This window comes from Microbacterium sp. H37-C3, from assembly GCF_027157935.1.
Taxonomy (GTDB): Bacteria; Actinomycetota; Actinomycetes; order Actinomycetales; family Microbacteriaceae; genus Microbacterium; species Microbacterium plantarum.
Genome location: NZ_JAPVLR010000003.1, coordinates 65027 through 84077, shown reverse-complemented (window position 1 = coordinate 84077; position 19051 = coordinate 65027). Strand labels below are relative to the sequence as shown.

The 19051-nt window shown below is 69.3% G+C and carries 19 protein-coding genes and 1 tRNA gene; 10 read left to right on the top strand and 10 right to left on the bottom strand.

Annotation, left to right across the window (positions count from 1 at the left end; genetic code table 11):
- Positions 1-190: 190 nt before the first annotated feature.
- The gene (locus O1W71_RS09470) at positions 191-1288 is read left to right on the top strand and encodes a LacI family DNA-binding transcriptional regulator (protein ID WP_269267619.1); all 1098 of its coding nucleotides are present in this window, start codon (positions 191-193) and stop codon (positions 1286-1288) included.
- A 34-nt stretch (positions 1289-1322) separates the two neighbouring features.
- Here O1W71_RS09470 and O1W71_RS09465 read toward each other — a convergent pair.
- A tRNA-Lys gene (locus tag O1W71_RS09465) sits at positions 1323-1395 on the bottom strand.
- A 173-nt stretch (positions 1396-1568) separates the two neighbouring features.
- Positions 1569-2240, bottom strand: a complete 672-nt coding sequence (locus O1W71_RS09460) for a fasciclin domain-containing protein (protein WP_269267618.1) — start codon at positions 2238-2240, stop codon at positions 1569-1571.
- A gap of 244 nt (positions 2241-2484) precedes the next feature.
- Here O1W71_RS09460 and sigK point away from each other — a divergent pair, with 244 nt between their 5' ends.
- The 4 genes from sigK (at position 2485) to O1W71_RS09440 (ending at position 5914) form a co-directional block, all read left to right on the top strand.
- Positions 2485-3084, top strand: a complete 600-nt coding sequence (sigK, locus tag O1W71_RS09455) for an ECF RNA polymerase sigma factor SigK (protein ID WP_269267617.1) — start codon at positions 2485-2487, stop codon at positions 3082-3084.
- A complete protein-coding gene (locus O1W71_RS09450) occupies positions 3081-3932 on the top strand; it encodes an anti-sigma factor (protein WP_269267616.1) in 852 nt (283 codons plus the stop codon). The genes sigK and O1W71_RS09450 overlap by 4 nt, the downstream gene beginning before the upstream one ends.
- A gap of 119 nt (positions 3933-4051) precedes the next feature.
- Positions 4052-4690 (top strand): hypothetical protein, encoded by a 639-nt coding sequence (locus O1W71_RS09445; protein WP_036306059.1) that lies wholly within the window; start codon positions 4052-4054, stop codon positions 4688-4690.
- A 339-nt stretch (positions 4691-5029) separates the two neighbouring features.
- Positions 5030-5914: an aminodeoxychorismate lyase gene (locus O1W71_RS09440; protein ID WP_269267614.1), complete on the top strand. Its 885-nt coding sequence runs from the start codon at positions 5030-5032 to the stop codon at positions 5912-5914.
- A 42-nt stretch (positions 5915-5956) separates the two neighbouring features.
- Here the strand turns inward: O1W71_RS09440 and O1W71_RS09435 are convergent, their stop codons facing one another.
- The 8 genes from O1W71_RS09435 to O1W71_RS09400 form a co-directional block, all read right to left on the bottom strand.
- Positions 5957-6835 carry a type IV toxin-antitoxin system AbiEi family antitoxin domain-containing protein gene (locus O1W71_RS09435; protein ID WP_269267613.1) on the bottom strand — a complete coding sequence of 293 codons (879 nt, stop codon included), beginning with the start codon at positions 6833-6835 and terminating at the stop codon, positions 5957-5959.
- Between the two features lie 311 nt (positions 6836-7146).
- Positions 7147-7926 (bottom strand): phosphate ABC transporter ATP-binding protein PstB, encoded by a 780-nt coding sequence (pstB, locus tag O1W71_RS09430; protein WP_112617144.1) that lies wholly within the window; start codon positions 7924-7926, stop codon positions 7147-7149.
- A gap of 19 nt (positions 7927-7945) precedes the next feature.
- On the bottom strand, positions 7946-9043 hold the full coding sequence (gene pstA, locus O1W71_RS09425; RefSeq protein ID WP_269267612.1) for a phosphate ABC transporter permease PstA: 1098 nt from the start codon (positions 9041-9043) through the stop codon (positions 7946-7948).
- 1 nt (position 9044) lies between these two features.
- Entirely contained in the window at positions 9045-9998 is a 954-nt protein-coding gene (pstC, locus tag O1W71_RS09420) for a phosphate ABC transporter permease subunit PstC (protein WP_112617142.1), read from the bottom strand.
- 79 nt (positions 9999-10077) lie between these two features.
- On the bottom strand, positions 10078-11187 hold the full coding sequence (pstS, locus tag O1W71_RS09415; RefSeq protein ID WP_112617141.1) for a phosphate ABC transporter substrate-binding protein PstS: 1110 nt from the start codon (positions 11185-11187) through the stop codon (positions 10078-10080).
- A gap of 162 nt (positions 11188-11349) precedes the next feature.
- Entirely contained in the window at positions 11350-12288 is a 939-nt protein-coding gene (locus O1W71_RS09410) for an NUDIX hydrolase (protein WP_269267611.1), read from the bottom strand.
- Entirely contained in the window at positions 12285-14453 is a 2169-nt protein-coding gene (locus tag O1W71_RS09405) for an RNA degradosome polyphosphate kinase (protein ID WP_269267610.1), read from the bottom strand. The genes O1W71_RS09410 and O1W71_RS09405 overlap by 4 nt, the downstream gene beginning before the upstream one ends.
- Positions 14454-14503: 50 nt before the next feature.
- Complete coding sequence (locus tag O1W71_RS09400; protein ID WP_269267608.1) at positions 14504-15202, bottom strand: winged helix-turn-helix domain-containing protein; 699 nt, start codon at positions 15200-15202, stop codon at positions 14504-14506.
- 108 nt (positions 15203-15310) lie between these two features.
- On the opposite strand from O1W71_RS09400, the gene O1W71_RS09395 reads away from it, so the two are divergent.
- From O1W71_RS09395 to O1W71_RS09375, 5 genes are all read left to right on the top strand, one after another.
- Entirely contained in the window at positions 15311-15601 is a 291-nt protein-coding gene (locus tag O1W71_RS09395; protein ID WP_205289251.1) for a hypothetical protein, read from the top strand.
- Between the two features lie 177 nt (positions 15602-15778).
- Positions 15779-16384: an FABP family protein gene (locus tag O1W71_RS09390; RefSeq protein WP_112617137.1), complete on the top strand. Its 606-nt coding sequence runs from the start codon at positions 15779-15781 to the stop codon at positions 16382-16384.
- Positions 16384-17472, top strand: a complete 1089-nt coding sequence (gene ygfZ / locus O1W71_RS09385) for a CAF17-like 4Fe-4S cluster assembly/insertion protein YgfZ (protein WP_269267606.1) — start codon at positions 16384-16386, stop codon at positions 17470-17472. Before O1W71_RS09390 ends, ygfZ begins: the two co-directional genes overlap by 1 nt.
- Position 17473: 1 nt before the next feature.
- On the top strand, positions 17474-18592 hold the full coding sequence (locus O1W71_RS09380; RefSeq protein ID WP_269267605.1) for an FUSC family protein: 1119 nt from the start codon (positions 17474-17476) through the stop codon (positions 18590-18592).
- 104 nt (positions 18593-18696) lie between these two features.
- Positions 18697-19002 (top strand): alcohol dehydrogenase catalytic domain-containing protein, encoded by a 306-nt coding sequence (locus O1W71_RS09375; RefSeq protein WP_269267604.1) that lies wholly within the window; start codon positions 18697-18699, stop codon positions 19000-19002.
- Positions 19003-19051: the final 49 nt, after the last annotated feature.

The following is a 19051-nucleotide window of genomic DNA, read 5'->3' as shown; positions in this document are numbered from 1 at the left end:
ACTCCTCATTCTCGAGTCGCGTGCGCCGTCGGTCGTGGGTGGACGGCAGGCATCCCGACGATGGTAGTAAACCGGTTTGTCTCCCGTAGGTCAACTCTCGGGCGCGAACGCGTCGTCACCGCGCCAGAACGCGGATCAACGCGGGCGATCCGCACTAAAAGAGCGCTAAAACGCGCGCTATGATGGGGCGATGACCACGCCCCCGCCAGGCCCGGCTGCTTCGGAGAGCCCCGAGGACCGGCCCCGCCCGTCCCGCGGCGAGCATCGGGAGCGCAAGGTGACCATCGGCGACGTCGCCGCGCGCGCGGGCGTATCGAAGAGCGCCGTGTCGTTCGTCTTCAATGGACGCGGCGGTGTGGGCGACACCGCTCGTCAGCGCATCCTGCAGGCCGCGGCCGATCTCGACTGGCGTCCTGATTCGCGCGCGCGTGCCCTCTCTCGCAGCCGTGCGCAGGCTCTGGGCTATGTCGTGCGCCGCGAGCCCGAGTTGTTCAGCACCGACCCCTTCTTTCCGCAGTTCATCGCTGGCGTCGAGAGCGGCCTGTCGGGCATCGGCTATGCGCTCATGCTCCAGGTGGTCGAGAGCGAAGATGCCGAGCACGCAGCGTATGTCAGCTTCGCGCGCGAGTCGCGGGTGGATGGCGTCTTCCTCGGCGACCTGCGTATGGACGACGCCCGGCCCGATGAGTTGACGCGCCTCGGCATGCCCTTCGTCATGGTCGGGCCGGCTGGTCCCGGGAGTGGCGACATAGCGCCCATCGGCTTGGACGACGCCGCTGGCGTCCGGCGCGCCGTGCGCCACCTGAGCGCCCTCGGGCACCGACGGATCGCGCATGTCGGCGGCCCGGACCGCTACATCCACTCCCACGTCCGTCGGCAGGCCTGGGAGCAAGAGATGGCGCACCTGGGGCTGCCGCCCGGGCCCGCTGTCAGCGCCGATTTCACCGGTGCGGCGGGGGCCTCGGCGACCCACGAGCTACTTGACCTGTCGGATCCTCCGACGGCGATCGTCTACGCCAACGATCTGATGGCCATCGCCGGGATGTCGGCCGCCATCGACCGCGGGCTGACTGTGCCCGGTGACTTGTCGATCGTCGGGTTCGACGACATCCCGCTCGCGCCGTACATCGTGCCGCCGCTGACAACGGTGCGTCAGGATGTGATCGCCTGGGGCAGAGCATGTGCGCATGCCCTGGTCGCGCTGGTCGAAGGCAAAGAACCGGAGGCCGTCCAGCTTCCGTCGGTGGAATTCGTGGTCCGCGCAAGCACAGCTCGAGTGCTGCGCTGACCGCGTTCTGCGTGCCGTGCCATCCTTCGAGGAGTGGGCCCCGTGGGGCTCGAACCCACGACCCGCGGATTAAAAGTCCGATGCTCTACCGACTGAGCTAGAGGCCCTGAGGTTCCCAGCTTAGTAGCCGCGGGGGGAGGCCCCGAACCGACCGACACCCGACCCGCCGACATCCGTCCGGGCACGACAAAGCCGCCGGTGTGCTCGCACCGGCGGCTTCGCCTCGGCCACGGAGATACCGAGGCCGTGCCGCGGGAACCCCTCACCGCGGCTGTTCGGGTCACATCGGGGGCATCAGCACCGTGTCGATGAGGTAGACCGTGGCGTTGGCCGTCGTGACGCCACCGCAGATGACCGCGGCGCTGTCGTTGACCATGATGTTGTCGCCCGAGCCGGTGACGGTCAGGTCGGCACCGTTGACGGTGGTGTGGGTGCCGTCGATCTCGTCGGGCGCGATCTGGCCGGGCACGACGTGGTAGGTGAGGATCGACGTGAGGGTCGCCGAGTCGGTCTTCAGCGACTCGATGGTGGCGGGGTCGATCTTCGCGAAAGCGTCGTCGACGGGAGCGAAAACGGTGAACTCGTCACCGTTCAGCGTGTCGACGAGGTTGACGTCAGGGTTGAGCTGTCCGCTGACGGCGGCGACGAGGGTGGTGAGCAGCGGGTTGTTCGAGGCTGCGGTCGCCACCGGGTCCTGAGCCATGCCGGCGACCGAGCCGGATCCGTCCGGAACGGCTGCGGCGTAGTCGGCACAGCCGGGGCCGACGAGGTTGGCGGCCGGGTCCATCGAAGCGTCGGGCGAAGCCGTCTCCATGGGAGCGGCGGACGACGAGGGGGCCTCGGTCTCCTCGGTCATGGTGTCACCCGATCCCGACGAGCAGGCCGACAGAGCGAGGGCTCCGGCGAAGCCGAGGGCCAGGGCAGCAGTGAACTTCTTCTTGGTGCTGAGCATGATTGCCTCCGTGTGTTCTCCGCCGTGGGTCCGTCCCCGGCGTCGAGGGTTCTTCGGAGGCCCCTCCCGATCGGATCGGAAAAAGTTCAAGAAAGTTCGAAACCGAGTTTTCAGGCATCCGAAGCACCCCTCTCATACGAAGAAGGGCGACACCGATGCCGTGACGGCCGTGGCCGCGAGCGCGGCAGGTAGAGAACCGATAACAGGTCGGCGCTGCATCCGGGAACAGGTCGGAGGATGCGGCATGCTGGTAGCGATGGTCATAGATGGAATGGACGTGCCCGACGACGGGCCGTCGACGGATCACGTCGCGGAGCTGATCCAGCGTTGCGCCGACGGTGACCACAGTGCTTTCGCCCGCCTGTACGACATCCTGTCCGGACGGGTCTTCGGACTCATCCTGCGCGTGCTGGTCGACCGCGCGCAGAGCGAGGAAGTGCTCCAGGAGGTCTTCCTCGAGGTATGGCAATCCGCTTCGACGTTCGCTCCGAAGAAGGGGCAAGGAAGATCGTGGGTTCTCACGATCGCCCACCGCCGAGCGGTAGACCGAGTCCGGTCGTCGCAGGCGAGCAGCGATCGCGATGTGCGTGCGGGCTACCGAGAGATGGCGACACAGCCCGAAGGTGTCGCCGAACAGGTGGAGCTGCGCATCGAAGGACGGCGCGTCGCTCGGGCTCTCAGCTCTCTACCCGAGGCGCAACGAGAGGCCATCACCCTCGCCTACTACGGGGGTTACAGTCAAAGCGAGATCGCAGCGCTGGTGGGAGCGCCGCTCGGAACGATCAAGACACGGATGCGTGACGGATTGACCAAGCTCCGTAGTGCAATGGGGGTGACATCGTGAACGAACAGACATTCGCCGAGCTCTCGGCAGGGTACGCGCTCGGAGCGCTGTCGCCTGAGGACGAGCTCGCCTACCGCGAGGCCCTCGACGCGCACCCCGAGTGGATGCCCCTGGTCGAGGCGGATGCCGCAGCCGCGGCTCTGCTGTCGGAGGGCGTCGCCGACGTGACGCCCCCGCCCGGCCTGAAAGCGAGCCTGCTCGCGCAGATCGGTGCGTCCGACGTGGTCGAGCCGCAGGCCGAGACGTCCGCACCCGTCGAAGCGCCGCGTCACGAAGACGACATCGCCGACCCGGCGGACGAGCTCCAGGACGACGACCCGCGGGCCGCGGCATCCGGCTACCCCGTCGGCTCTCCCGTGACCGAGGAAGTGCAGCTGGTGCAGCGTCGCAATTGGACGCGCAGCCTCTTCGCACTGACCGCCTCGATCGCGCTGCTCGTCGGCATCGGCTGGGGTGTCGGCACCCTGACGCAGGGCATGCGCGCGCCGTCCGCCGAGAGCGTGCTCGCGCAGATCGAGCGCTCCGGCGACGCCCAGTCGAGCACCGCACAGCTGGTGGACGGCGGCGAAGCCACTGTTCACTGGTCGCCCAGCGTCGACGGCGTCGTGCTCGTCGCCGAAGGTCTGCCCGAGATCGCCGACGACCAGTCGTACGAGGCATGGTTCGTGCGCGGCAGCGCGCCGATCCCGGCGGGCGCGTTCGAATCGAGCGACGGTTCGGCCGCCATGCTTCTCGAGGGTGACATGCAGCCTGAGGACGTCATCGCCCTCACCATCGAGCAGAGCGGCGGGTCGCCCAGTGGCCTGCCCACCACCGACCCCATCGTCGCGATCCCGACGAGCGCCTGACTGCCCGACCCCGTTATCCGGCAGCGGAACGGCCGGCCCCGAGTGGGCCGGCCGTTTCGTCGTTTCCAGCTTGTGCCCGCGAGGGCCGGAGGGCCGCCGCTCTCGCTTAGCCTGGAATGATGACGGACGGATCCCGGGACTACCACAAGCCCGTTCGGCGACCCGCCGACGAGTTCGATCGGCACTTCGCGGGTGAAGATCCGGCGGAGGTGTCTCGCGTCGCCCACGCGACGGCGGGTGCCCTGTTGTCGCGGGTGCGCGAAGACCCGAGCGACGCCGTGGTCGACCGCCTCGTCGGATTCACCGCCGAGCACGGCATCGACACCGTCGCCGAGCTGTGGTCGCGATCGCCCGCGAAGTCGCTGCCGGGCGCGCTCTGGCGGCTTTACCTGCTGCAGCTGATGATCCACCGCGACCCGCGCACCGCCGCGCTGCTCTATGAACGTGGACGGGTCGTGCTGCGTTCTGCCGACGAAGTGATCGCGGGGGCTCCCACACCGGCGGGGCCGGAAGAGCTCGTGGCCCTCATCGACGTGATCATGCGCGGCGTCTTCCGCGGCGACTTCGCCGTCGCGCTCGAACGGGCCGCGTCGTTCTGCCGCGTGCAATCCGCCGGAGCGACCTCGGTGGCCGACGACCACGACGTCAGTGAACCCGACCGTTCGTCGGCGCTGACCGCACGCGCCCTGCGCCTGAGCACGTACGCCGACGACCTGGGCTCGTGCGCGGGGCTGTGGCGCCGCGAGGCTCTCACCTGAGGTAGCGCCGGCGTCCGGAGAGAAAGCCGGCAAAGACCCCGGAAAAGAGAAGTGCCGGGCCGCAGAACGCCTCTCGGCGCGTGGCCGCTCGCAGCGGCTGAAGATGGAGCCCGGGGTTACTGCGGCCCGGCACATACAGTCTAACGGAGCCTCGGACGTGGGCATTCCCGGGGTAGACAAAACCGGTGGTCGGCCGGTACTGGCGGGGACTCGCGGGCGGCGGCGGGCGGGCCGCGATGCAAGGGATCGTGGGCGACGCGCCGGGGGAGCGGCATCCGTACCGGGGTGTCGCTCAGGATGTCGTGCATCCCGGCACCGGGCGCGTCGTAGGCTCGGCGCATGGCACTGCGTTTCGCGCTGATGATCGACCCGCTCGCGGCGGATGACACCCGGTCGGACTTCGCGTCGACCTTCACCGCGGTCGATCCCGCGGCCCCGGCGCTGACGGTGGGGGAGCTCAGCACCCAGCGCGGCGACGGCATCTTCGAGTCGATCGGCGTGGTCGACGGCCACCCCCAGGAGGTCGAGGCGCACCTCGAGCGCCTGGCGCACTCCGCCGAGCTCTGCGACCTGCCGGTGCCGAACATCGGCCAGTGGCGGGAGGCCGTGACCGTCGCGGCATCCGAGTGCGGTTCGGGCGAGGGAGTCGTGAAGCTGATCCTCAGCCGCGGCATCGAGCACGGACCGACCCCGACGGCGTGGGCGACGGCAGCGGCCGCGGCGGACTTCAGCGAGCCGCGCGCGAGCGGGATCCGCGTCGTGACGCTCGACCGCGGCTACGCCATCGATGCGCCCGCGCAGGCTCCGTGGCTGCTCCTGGGTGCGAAGACCCTGTCGTATGCCGTGAACATGGCCGCCCTGCGCGAGGCGCACCGGCGGGGAGCCGACGATGCGATCTTCCTCAGCTCCGACGGGTTCGTGCTCGAGGCGCCGACGGCATCGCTCATCCTGCGGCGCGGCGACGCATTCGTCACCCCGGCGCCCAACGGCGGGATCCTGCACGGCACGACGCAGCTGAGCCTGTTCGAGCACCTCGCGGAGCGCGGCTTCGAGACGGCGTACGAGACGATTCCGGTCGACGAGCTGCGACGAGCGGATGCCGCGTGGCTGGTGTCGAGCGTCCGGCTCGCGGCACCCATCATCGAGCTCGACGGCGCCGCTCTCGATATGGACGCCGAGTTCACGGCCTCCCTCAACGCATACCTGCTCTTGCCGCGCGACTGACCCCGGATCTCGGCGGTCGAGGCCGAAGGTGTGGAGTGGGCGTCAGGCGGGTGCCGCGAGCGCCAGGCTCGGGTGCGATCGCAGGGCGCCGAGGACGGCGGACTCGACGAGCTCCCAGTCGTGGACGACGAGCGCGTAGTCGAAGCGCAGTGTCACGTAACCCCACGAGGCCGCGTTCGCGTCGCGAGTGAGGTCCTTGTGGCGCTTCGCCTCGCCGTGATGATTGGCCCTGCCGTCGAGCTCGACGATGAGCCGGTCGCCGATCAGCGCGTCGACGACGCCGACTCCGAAGACGGAGACCTGCGTCCTCACCCGGAGGCCGTGCTTCCGTAGACGCCACCGCAGGAGCGACTCGAGTCCGCTGTCAGCATCCGTTCGAGCGAGGCGCAGCGCCTCCCGGCCGCGGGCATCGGAGTGCCGGCGGAGCCACCGCAGATCGTCCCGAGTGAGGCTGCGCTGTCGCAGCGCGGATTCGAGCGTGACGAAGAAGTGCTCAGGACCGCGGCATCCGAGGATCTGGCGCAGCACCCGCCGGAGGGGAAGAGGACCGGATGCCGCGTCACGCGCATCTCGGTCCCAGTGCTCGATGCACCCGCAGGACCCGTCGTGGTGGGCTCGCTGGCCGGTCTTCAGCCATACGTGCGGTTCGTCGTCGTCATCGAGGGTCCAGAGGCCGTGATGCCTCGCGGCCGTCACGCATGCCATCGAGCCGCCGTGCGCTGCAATGGCTCGGGCCGAGGCGCACGCGCCGGGGGAAGCGTACATGCCGATCCGGATGCGGCTGAGCCGGCCGGAGTCGACCGCCGCGGCGATCTCGCGACGCGTCAGCCCGTCGGCCCGGAGCTCCCGGGTCGTGAAGACCGATCGCGACTCGCACATCTCCTCACCGTCGCCGGCCCCGAGCCCGTCCGCGGGCCACATGGCTCGTTCTGTGCACTGCTCGGGTGCTCGGTGCCGCGTGCAGGAACCGGCCCACCCGCCGGCCCCGTTCCGCGATGCAAGGGATTCGCCCCGACACCCCGCCCGAACGGCATCCTCACCGGGGTGTCGGCACGGATCCCTTGCATCCGGGCACGACGGCCGCCCGAACGCCCGACGCAGCCCGCCGCACCGGGATGCAAGGCGGAAACGGCGACGCGCCGGGCGAGGAGTCCTCGCACCGGCGCGCTGCGCACGATCCCTTGCATCCCGGCCCTTGCCGGACCCGGCCCACGACGAGCCGGGGGCTCGACTCACCCGAAGCGGCCGGAGACGTAATCCTCGGTGGCCTGCACGGACGGGGTGGTGAAGATCGACGTCGTGTCGTCGTACTCGATCAGCTTGCCGGGCTTGCCGGTTCCGGCGATGTTGAAGAACGCGGTCTTGTCGCTGACGCGCGACGCCTGCTGCATGTTGTGCGTGACGATGACGACGGTGTAGTCGCTCTTGAGCTCCTGGATGAGCTCCTCGATCGCGAACGTCGAGATCGGGTCGAGCGCCGAGCAGGGCTCGTCCATCAGCAGCACGTCGGGCGAGACCGCGATCGCGCGAGCGATGCACAGACGCTGCTGCTGTCCGCCCGAGAGGCCGGAGCCCGGCTTGTCGAGGCGGTCCTTGACCTCGTTCCAGAGGTTTGCGCCGCGCAGCGACTTCTCGACGAGCGCGTCGGCGTCCGACTTCGAGATGCGACGGTTGTTGAGCTTGACGCCGGCCAGCACGTTCTCGCGGATCGACATGGTCGGGAACGGGTTCGGCCGCTGGAACACCATGCCGACCTGACGGCGCACGAGCACCGGGTCGACCCCGGGGCCATACAGGTTGTCGCCATCGAGCAGAACGCTTCCCTCGACGCGAGCGCCGGGAATGACCTCGTGCATGCGGTTCAGGGTGCGCAGGAAGGTCGACTTGCCGCAGCCCGACGGGCCGATGAAGGCGGTGACGCTGCGGGGTTCGATGTCGAGGGAGACGCCCTCGACGGCGAGGAAGTCGCCGTAGTAGACGTTGAGGTCGTTGACTTCGATGCTCTTGGACACGGAGGTTTCTTCTTTCGGGTCAGCGGCCGGTCTTGGGTGCGAAGAACTTGGCGATCAGGCGCGCCACGAGGTTCAACAGCATCACGATGACGATGAGGGTCAGAGCCGAAGCCCAGGCGCGGCCGACGAAGGCCTCGGCGGGGATGCCCTGGTTCATGTACTGGGTGTAGGTGAAGACCGGCAGGGTCTGCATACGACCGTTGAAGAGGTCGTAGTTCATGGATGCCGTGAAGCCGGCGGTGATCAGCAGCGGGGCGGTCTCGCCGATGACGCGCGAGATCGAGAGCATCACACCGGTTGTGATACCGGCGATGGCGGTGGGGAGCACGACCTTCGCGATCGTGAGCCACTTGGGCACACCGAGCGCGTACGACGCCTCGCGCAGCTCGTTGGGGACGAGACGCAGCATCTCCTCGGTCGAGCGGACGACGACCGGGATCATCAGCACCGCGAGCGCGACCGACCCCATGATGCCGAGGCGGATACCGGGGCCGAGGAAGAGTGCGAACAGGGCGTAGGCGAAGAGGCCCGCGACGATCGACGGGATACCCGTCATGACGTCGACGAGGAACGTGATGCCCTGAGCCAGACGCTTCCCCTGGCCGTACTCGATGAGGTAGATCGCGGTGAAGATGCCGATCGGGATCGAAATCACGGCTGCGGCGAGAGTGATCAGGACCGTGCCCATGATGGCGTGCAGCGCGCCGCCGCCTTCACCGACGACGTTGCGCATCGACGAGCTGAAGAACTCGCCGCTCCAGCTGGGAGCGCCGAGCGTGATGACGGTGAAGGCCACCGAGACGAGCGGCACCATCGCGATGAGGAACGCGACGGTGACGACCCCGGTCACCAGGCGGTCGACCGACTTGCGGCGGCCCTCCACGGCGGCCGAGACCGCCGTGATGAGCACGAGGTATGCCACGGCCGACAGGATCAGCCATCCGGGGACGTTGAGCGCATCGCCGGATGCCGCGGCGATGACGCCGAAGAAGATGCCGACGACCATGAGCGAGGCGCCGAGGATCGCCCAAGGCCCCCACTTGGGCAGGTGCCCCGTGGTGAGGCTCGTCGAAGCGCTGCGCGCCGACGTGCTCGGGGGAGTGAGAGTCGCGGTCATGTCAGTTGGCCCCCGAGAATTCCTTGCGGCGGCTCACGATGTAGCGCGCGACCGCGTTCACCGCGAAGGTGACGACGAAGAGGATGAGGCCCGTGGCGATGAGGACGTTGACGTTCGTCCCGTAGGCCTCGGGGAAGGTGAGAGCGATGTTCGCCGCGATCGTCGAGGGGTTGCCCGACGTGAAGAGCGCGAACGTGACCCCGCCGGACACGGACAGGACCATGGCGACGGCCATGGTCTCGCCGAGTGCTCGCCCGAGGCCGAGCATGGCGGCCGAGACGATACCGCTGCGGGCGAAGGGGAAGACGGCCATCCGGATCATCTCCCAGCGCGTCGACCCGAGGGCCAGCGCGGCCTCTTCGTGCAGGGTCGGGGTCTGGAGGAAGATCTCGCGGCAGATCGCGGTGATGATCGGGGTGACCATGACCGCGAGGACGACGGATGCCGTGAAGATCGTGCGGCCCGTGCTCGAGACCGGACCGTTGAAGAGCGGGAACCACCCGACGTTGTCGACGAACCAGCTGTAGATCGGCTGCACGGCCGGTGCCAGTACGCCGATGCCCCACAGGCCGAAGACGACGGAGGGGACGGCCGCGAGCAGATCGACGACGTACCCGAGGGCCTGAGCCAGCCGGCGCGGGGCGTAGTGCGAGATGAAGAGGGCGACGCCGAGCGACAGCGGCACGGCCATGAGCAGCGCCAGCGCGGCTGCCCAGACGGTGCCGAAGACGAGCGGCCCGACGTACGACCAGAAGTTGTCGGGCAGGATCGAGGCGTCTTCGTTGGTGGCGACGAAGGCGGGGAGCGACTGGATGACCAGGAAGATCGCGACCGCGGCGAGGGTCACGAGGATCATCGAGCCGGCGAAGAGCGCCGTGCCGGAGAACCAGCGGTCGCCCGCTCGGGTCTTGGCCTTCGGGGCTCCGGTGCGGGTGACCTCGGGTGTGGTGGTCATGGCTTCGATTCTGTGCGACGGACGGGAACCGCGCGAGGTGCCCGGTCCGGCGCAAACCGGACCGGGCACCCGGAGCGTATTACTTGATGGCCTCGATGGCCTCGGTCACCTGCGTGCGCAGGGTCTCCGAGATCGGAGCGGAGCCGGCAGCGGATGCCGCGGCATCCTGGCCCTCGGCGCTCGCGGCGTAGCTGAAGAAGCCCTTGACCATCTCAGCGGTCGCGGCGTCCTTGTACTCGGCGCAGCCGATGAGGTAGCTCACGAGGACGATCGGGTAGACGCCGGCCTCGGTGCTGGTGCGGTCGAGCTTGATCGCGATGTCGGTGGCGGCGCGACCCTCCTCCTCGGGCGAGGCGTCGACGATGGCGGCAGCAGCCTCGGGGGAGTACTCGACGAATTCCTCGCCGACCTTGATCGCGACGGTGCCGAGGTCGCCGGCGCGCGAGGCGTCGGCGTAGCCGATGGTGCCCTGGCCGCCCTCGACGGCCGAGATGACACCCGACGTACCCTGAGCGGCTTCGCCGCCGAGGGCCGGCCACTCCTCGACCGAACCGGCGGTCCAGACGTCGGGAGCGGTCTTGCCGAGGTAGTCGGTGAAGTTGCCGGTGGTGCCCGACTTGTCGGAGCGGTGAACCGGGGTGATCGCGGTCGCGGGCAGCTCGACACCCTCGTTGAGGGCCGTGATGGCCGGGTCGTTCCACGTCGTGATCTGGCCCGCGAAGATCTTCGCCAGCGTCATGGCGTCGAGGTTGAGCGAGTCGACACCGTCGATGTTGAAGACGACGGCGATCGGCGAGATGTAGGTCGGGAGCTCGACGAGGTCGGAGCCCTCGGCGCACGCCTCAAACGGGCCGGCGGTGATCTCGTCGGTCTTGAACGCGCGGTCCGAGCCGGCGAACTGAACGGCGCCGGCCTGGAACGACTCGCGTCCCGTGCCCGAGCCGGAGGGGTCGTAGTCGATCGTGAGACCGGGGTTGGCGGTCTGCAGGCCCTGGGTCCAGGCCTGGACGGCGACCTCCTGCGACGAGGCACCGCCACCGACGAGGTTGCCCTCGAGGGAGGGGGCCGAGGAGTCGCTCGAGCCGGCGCCGGCGTCGGGAGCGCCGCCTTCGTTCGCAGCGCAGCCCGCGAGGGCAAGAGAGGCCACGGCGGCCACGGCGCCCAGCTGGGCGAGTCGGGAGAGCTTCACTGTGTGAATCCTTCGCATGTTGATGACGAGAACCCGGTGCAGGTTCGTCCCGAACGGTAGACACCGTCCCTTACGAGAGTGCGCTGTGGGGGTGAACAGAAGGTGAACGGCGCTCCCCAGCCCCGGAAAGACGCGGCTATCGGGGGATCATCGCGTGCAAGATCACACCTTCGGCATGTGGGTTTCGATTGCGACGATCCCGGCGCCGGGGTTCTCCCGCGGCAGGTGCACGACCGAGAATGCGCCCGTCTCGAGCGATGAGGCGCTGCCGAGATACGACCCGCGCAGGGTGCCGGTGGCCAGCGCCATCTCGCTGAGGAGGTCGGGCAGCACCGGGCCGTGGGTGCAGAGCACGACCGGCTTGCGGGCGCGCACGCGATCACCGACGACCGACCGGACATCGGCCTGACCGTTCTCCCAGGCGTCCTGCGACAGGTGCGAAGACTTGTCGATCCGCTTGCTGATCGCGGCCGCCAGGGGCGTCACGGTGCGCACGCATCGCCGCGCGTCGGACGAGATGATGCGGCGGACGCCGAACGCGACGAGCGGGCCGACGATCGCGTGCGCCTGCTTCTTGCCTCGGGACGAGAGCGGCCGCGCGGCATCCTCGCCGTCCCAGTCCTCGCGAGCGACGGCTTTTGCGTGCCGCAGCGCGATGAGGGGGAATGTGTCGATGGCGCGCTCGTCGACGAGCCGCACGAACTCGTCGAGGATCTCGACGTCGACGGGGTAGCTGAGCGCTTTGCGAGCCTTTTTCAGACTCATCCACTCGAGCGCGGCGATCTCCTTGTTCGGTACGAACGTCGACATCCTGATCGCCAGGTCGGTCGCCTCAGCCGCCCAGTAGTGGACGATCTTCTGCTTCTTGCTCGGCAGGTGGTACTTCGAGACACCGACGGGCGGACCGAGCCGGACCGAGATGCCGGTCTCCTCCCGGATCTCGCGCACGGCCGTCTCGGCGAGCATCTCACCGGGATCGACCTTGCCCTTGGGCAGGGTGAGGTCGCGGTACTTGGTGCGATGGATGATCAGCACCCTGACCTTGTCGTCGACCCACCGCCAGACGACTCCGCCTGCCGCGTACACCGCGGTGTCGGTCATCGCACCGCCCGCGCCCGGCGGCGCCGCTGCACCTGAGCCATGGTGCGGTCCTGCAGATCGACCAGCGGCTTGCCGTCGTCGTCGAACGCGTGGCGCGTCCACACTCCGCCGTCACCGAGGTGCCACGAGCTGGTCGAGTCGCTCATCGCCAGGTCGAACAGCGTCGTCAGCTCCTTCACGTGGGCAGGAGCGACGACGCGCACCAGAGCCTCGACGCGGCGGTCGAGGTTGCGGTGCATCATGTCGGCGCTGCCGATGTACGCGATCGTGTCGCCGTCGTTGTTGAACGTGAAGATGCGCGAGTGCTCGAGATAGCGCCCGAGGATCGACCGGACGGTGATGTTGTCGGTGACGCCGGGAAGGTCGGTGCGCAGCGAGCAGATGCCGCGCACCCATACGTCGACACGCACGCCCGCCTGGCTCGCCCGGTACAGGGCGTCGATGATCTGCTCATCGACCATCGAGTTGACCTTGATGCGGATGTGGGCGGGCTTGCCGTCGAGCGCGTTGCGGCGCTCGGCGTCGATGTGCCGCAGCAGCCCCTTCCGCAGGTGGAGGGGTGCGACCAGCAGCCGCTTGAACTTCTTCTCGATCGCGTAGCCGCTGAGCTCGTTGAACAGACGCGTCAGGTCGCGGCCGACCTGCTCGTCGCTCGTGAACAGGCCGAAGTCCTCGTAGAGCCGGCTGGTCTTGGGGTTGTAATTGCCGGTGCCGATGTGGCTGTAGCTGCGGAGCGTGCCGTCCTCTTCGCGGATGACGTGCAGCAGCTTGCAGTGGGTCTTCAGCCCCACGAGGCCGTAGACGACGTGCACACCGGCCTTCTCGAGCTTGCGAGCCCACACGATGTTGGCGGCCTCGTCGAAGCGGGCCTTCACCTCGACGAGCGCCAGCACCTGCTTGCCGCGCTCGGCGGCGTCGATCAGCGCCTGCACGATGGGGCTGTCGCCCGAGGTGCGGTAGAGCGTCTGCTTGATGGCGAGCACGTGGGGATCGCGGGCCGCCTGCTCGAGGAACGCGACGACACTCGTGGTGAACGACTCGTACGGGTGGTGTACGAGGACGTCGCCGGCGCGGATGGCGCCGAAGAAGTCGGTGCGCCCGTTCTGCTCGGCGGGCTGGAAAGCGGTCGCCGTCGTGGGGACGTGGGGCTTGTACCGCAGCTCGGGGCGGTCGATGCGCGCGAGGTCGAAGAGTCCGCGCAGATCGAGCAGTCCCGGCAGCCGGTAGACCTCTTGGTCGGTGATGTCGAGCTCGCCGAGGAGCAGGTCGAGCGTGACGTCGTCCATGTCCTCGGTCACTTCGAGCCGGATCGGCGGCCCGAAGCGACGCCGGAGCAGCTCGGCCTCGAGGGCCTGGATCAGGTTCTCAGTCTCGTCCTCCTCGATCACGACATCCTCGTTGCGCGTGAGCCGGAAGGTGTGGTGCTCGAGGATCTCCATGCCGGGGAAGAGGTCTTCGAGGTTGTTCGCGATCAGGTCCTCGAGCGGCAGGTAGCGCTTGACCGACGTGCCGGTGTTCAGCTCGACGAACCGCGGGAGCATCGGCGGCACCTTCAGGCGCGCGAACTCCTGCCGGCCGGTCTTGGCGTTGCGGATGCGGATCGCGAGGTTCAGCGACAGCCCCGAGATATAGGGGAAGGGGTGTGCCGGGTCGACGGCTAGCGGCATCAGAACGGGGAAGACCTGCGCCTGGAAGTAGTCGTACAGACGGCCGCGCTCGGAATCGTCGAGGTCGTCCCAACCGACGATCTCGATGCCCGCCTCCGCCAGGGCGGGCTGCACCATGTCGCCCCATGCGCCGGCGTGGCGCAGCTGCAGCGCGTGCGCCTCGGCCGAGATGTCGGAGAGCACCTCCTGCGGAGCTCGGCCGACGTTGGTGGGTACCGCGAGGCCGGTGACGATTCGCCGCTTGAGGCCGGCGACGCGCACCATGAAGAACTCGTCGAGGTTGCTCGCGAAGATCGCCAGGAAGTTGGCCCGCTCAAGCACCGGCAGCGTCGGGTCTTCGGCGAGCTCGAGCACGCGCTGGTTGAAGGCGAGCCAGCTGATCTCACGGTCGGTGTAGCGGTGGTCGGGCAGCTGCGCGTCGACGTCTTCGACGGCCGGGTCGAAGTCGTCGTCGTCGGCGTCGCCCAGACCGGAGTCCAGAGCCTCGGTGTCGATCATCCCCTCATCATGGCAGTCCTGCGTGTCCTGCCGGTGAACGAGGCGGAGAGTCAGCTCTGCGCGGATGCGCCGCCGGCGGGAACCGGCTCGTCTTCGTACACGTTGAAGCGGTAGCCGACGTTGCGGACGGTGCCGATCAGCTGCTCGAGGTCGCCGAGCTTCGCGCGCAGTCGCCGGACGTGAACGTCGACCGTCCGCGTGCCGCCGAAGTAGTCGTATCCCCAGACCTCGCTCAGCAGCTGCTCGCGGGTGAACACCCGCGAGGGGTGCGTCGCGAAGAAGTGCAGCAGCTGGAACTCCTTGTACGTGAGATCGAGCGGCCGTCCGTGCACCTTCGCTGAGTACGACGACTCGTCGATCGTGATGCCGGAGGTCTGGATGCGGCTCGAGACCGCGTCCTTGCTCACACGTCCGATCGCCAGACGGATGCGCGCGTCGATCTCGGCGGGGCCGGCGGTCGCGAGAATGACGTCATCGATGCCCCAGTCGGTGGAGACGGCGGTGAGGCCGCCCTCGGTGACGATGAGCACGAGCGGTGCGTCGATGCCGGTGCTGCCGAGGATCTTGCACAGCGACTTCGCCCCCACGAGGTCATGACGCGCGTCGACGAAGACGACTTCGGCGCTGGGGGCGTTGACCAGCTGTGCGGGTTCGGCGGGGATCTGCCGCACCCGGTGGCTGAGCAGCTCGAGCGCCGGGAGCGCGAGACCACCGCCGTGCGTGGAACTCAGAACGAGAAGCTGTGCCAACGGGGATTCCTCCGGGAGCGGCCGGGACGTGACCTCATCTTAGGCGTTCGCTGGGCGCGGCCTGTGCGCACCGTCGCACCGCGCGACATGGTGGGCCACAATGGGACGGTGACCACGCCCGATCTCGCACCCCCGCGCACCGTCGTCGGAGTCGTCGCCGTCTGGATCGCCGCGGCCGTCGCCGCAGTCGTCGTCGGGATCCTCGCCCCCGCCGAAGACCGGGCCATGTGGATGCCGGTGGCCCTCGGCGGCTGCCTGATCCTCGCCTTCGCGATCCAGCTGGCGCTGGGACGGGTGCGCGGCTTCATCGAGCGCGTGGCCGTGAGCGTGCTCGGCGCGCTGTTCGTCATGGGCTTCATCGGCATCGGGTTCGGGCTCGCGTCGCTCGTCGGAGCCTGACCGCAACCGCAACGGCTTGCCACAGGCGTGAACGGTCCGCGCGGGCATAGAGTAGAGACATGGATCTCCTCGCGCTCGAAATCTTCTACGTGGGCCTGCTCGGACTGGCGTCGCTCGCCATCGTCTTCGTGTCGGGTGTCGTCGTGAAGAACCTCTACCGCGGCCAGCGCTGACATCGTGCTCGAGCTGCCCACCGACCTGCCGGCGGACCTCGTCCCGCTGTCGTGGCTGCTCGGAGTCTGGGAGGGCTCGGGCGTCATCGACTACGAGACGGCCGACGGTCATCTGACCGGCGAGTTCGCGCACCAGGTGAGCTTCAGCCACGACGGTGGCGACTATCTGAACTACTCCGCCAGCGCCTGGCTCCTCGATGACAGCGGTGCACGCATCCGCCCGCTGGTCGCCGAGACCGGCTATTGGAGGGTCGCGCGTCCGGCTGGAGCCGAGGATGCGGGACCGGGACTGCTTCCGGCATCCGCACCCGGGCGCGAGCGCACCGTCGACGACGTCGAGGCGCTCCGCAACGCTGAAGGCGGCTTCGACCTGGAGGTCGCCCTCGTGCACTCCGACGGCGTGAGCGAGCTCTACCTCGGGCAGGTCCGCGGGCCGCGCATCGACCTCGCGACGGACGCCGTCGTCCGCACGGCGGGGGCGAAGGAGTACACCGCGGCGACTCGCATGTACGGGCTGGTCGACGGCCACCTCCTCTGGGCGTGGGACATCGCGGCGCTCGGCGGCGAGCTCGCCTCCCACGCCTCCGCCCGTCTGGCCAAGGCCGAGTGATGCCGGGCGACGGCGCGACCTTCGCCGGCGTCGACGGAGCGGTGTGCGACGACCTCGGGCTCACGCACATCGGCAATCCGATGCGCGAGCAGCAGCTCCTCGACAGTGGCGGTGCGGTCGCACCCCTGGGCGACCGTGCCGTGGTCACGGTCGCGGGCCCCGACCGGCTCAGTTGGCTCGACTCGCTCACGTCGCAGGCGCTGACGCAGCTGCTCCCGGGGGAGAGCACCGAACTGCTCGTGCTCGACCCGCATGGTCACGTAGAGCACGCGGCATCCGTCGTCGACGATGGCGAGATGACCTGGCTCATCACCGACGTCGAGCGTCTCGAGGCGCTGGTCACTTGGCTCACGCGCATGCGGTTCCGGCTGCGGGTCGAGGTCGTCGATCGTTCCGGCGACACGGCGGTCGTCGGCGGAACGGCATCAGCAGTGGCCGACCTCGCATCGTCCGCCGTGTGGCGCGACCCGTGGCCCGAGGTCTCGATCGGAGGGTGGGGGTACGCGGCCGGTGAGGGGCATCCCGGCGCCGGACGCGACTGGGCCGAGGCGATCGTCGACCGCGAGGACCTCCGCCGGCTCGCCGACGATGCCGCCGCGGGCCGTCGCCGTGTCGCCGGGCGATGGGCTGCGGACGCCCTGCGCGTCGCCGCGTGGCGGCCGCGCGCGGCCACCGAGGCCGACGGCATGACGCTTCCCCACGAGGTCGACTGGCTCCGCACCGCCGTCCATCTGTCGAAGGGCTGCTACCGCGGCCAGGAGACGGTGGCGAAGGTGCACAACCTCGGCCATCCACCCCGACGGCTCGTGGCCCTGCAGCTCGACGGCAGCGACGCGGTGCTTCCTGAACGCGGCGCGGTCGTGCGCCGCGACGGCGACGAGGTCGGTCGCATCACCTCGGTCGCCCGGCACTTCGAGCAGGGCCCGATCGCCCTCGCCATCGTCAAGCGGTCGGTGCCCGTCGACGCCGAGCTCGTGGTGGACGCGGACGGCGAGAGCGTGGCCGCTGTGCAGGAGGTCGTCGTGCCGCCCGACGCCGGGCGCACCGCTGCGCCGCCGAGGCTGCCGCGCCTGAGCCGCCGCACCTGACGTGTCGCCCGAGCGCTCCGACGAGCCGCCCGCCGTCACGGCACCCATCGCGACCGGCTGGCGGGCGCGCGTGCGCCCGCGTCGCGGTTTCGAGCGCGCGCGCGACTCCGCTCCGGCGATCGTGCAGATCGTCGTCGCGGCATCCGCGGCCTACGCCTTCGCGCACCTCGTGCTGGGGCATCCGTCGCCCCTGCTCGCGGCGACCGTGACCATCTCGAGCCTGGGTCTGGTGCGCGACGCGCGGCCTCGTCGGGTTCTCGAGACGGTGATCGGGATGCTGGTGGGCGTGCTCGTCTCGGAACTCATCGTGGTCGTCGTCGGATCGGGAACCTGGCAGCTCGCCCTGGCTCTCGCCGCGACGCTGCTCACCGCACGGGCGCTCTCGGCGCAGCCGAGCTTCGCGATCTCGGCAGCGATCCAGTCGGTGATCGTGATCGCGATTCCCGGAAGCATGCCGTTCCTTCGCCTCGTCGACGGATCGGTGGGAGCGGTGGCCGCGCTGCTGGCGACGGCCCTGCTGCCGCGCCGGCCGCTGCGCGAAGTCTCGCGCGCGGGCCGCGCCCTGTTCGCGGACTTCGACGGCGCGGCGGCGACCGTCATCCAGGCGCTGCGCCGCGGCGACCGCGTGCGTGCTGACCGCGGACTCGAGAAGGCGCGAGCGCTGCAGCCGCTCGTCGACGACTGGACGACCTCGCTGGACTCCGGGCTCGCCGTAGCGCGCATCTCGCCGTTCCTCCGGCGCCAGCGTGAGGAGCTGCAACGTCAGGACCGGATGCGCGCCTCCCTCGACCTCGCGACACGCAACCTCCGGGTCATCGCACGCCGCGTGGTGTACGCCCTCGAAGACCGCCAGCCGCGCCCGATCGCGGCGGACCTGCTCGCCCAGATCGCGCGCTCCGCCGACCTGCTGGGCCAGTCGATCGACGACATCGCGCTGGAACCGGCCGCCCGAGAGTCGCTGCTCGCGGTCGCGACCCGGCTCGATCCGACCAGTCTGGCGCCCGGTTCCTCACTCGGCGACCAGAACGTCATCACGGCGCTGCGTCCACTGGTCGTCGATCTGCTCACGGCGGCGGGGATGCCGCAGGCCGAGGCCCGCGCTGCGATGCCGCGGATCTGAGCGCCCGCCGACGGTACGGCAGGCAGCAGGGGTTCGCAACCGCCTCGCGCGGCATCCCGGCGCCTCCCTAGCGTGGTCGTCTTCCCCTGGAGTGAGGAGCGATCATGAAGGCAGTGGTCTGGCACGGCATCGGCGACATCCGGCTCGACGAGGTCGACGAACCGCGCATCGAAGACGGGCATGACGCCATCGTCCGCATCACCCGCAGCGCGATCTGCGGCACCGATCTCCATTTCATCCGCGGTACGATGTCGGGGATGAAGGAGGGCATCATCCTCGGACACGGCGGGCCCCGCGAAGTACGGCCGCATCGGGATCATCGGGGTGTACTCGCCGCTGGCCGAGGTATATCCGATCGGCCAGGCCGCGAGCCCGGCTGGATCAAGGTCGCGCTCGACATCGTCGGCTGACCCCGAACCGGCCCGAGGACAGGCTGAGTCGGTGCGGCCGTCGCCGCAC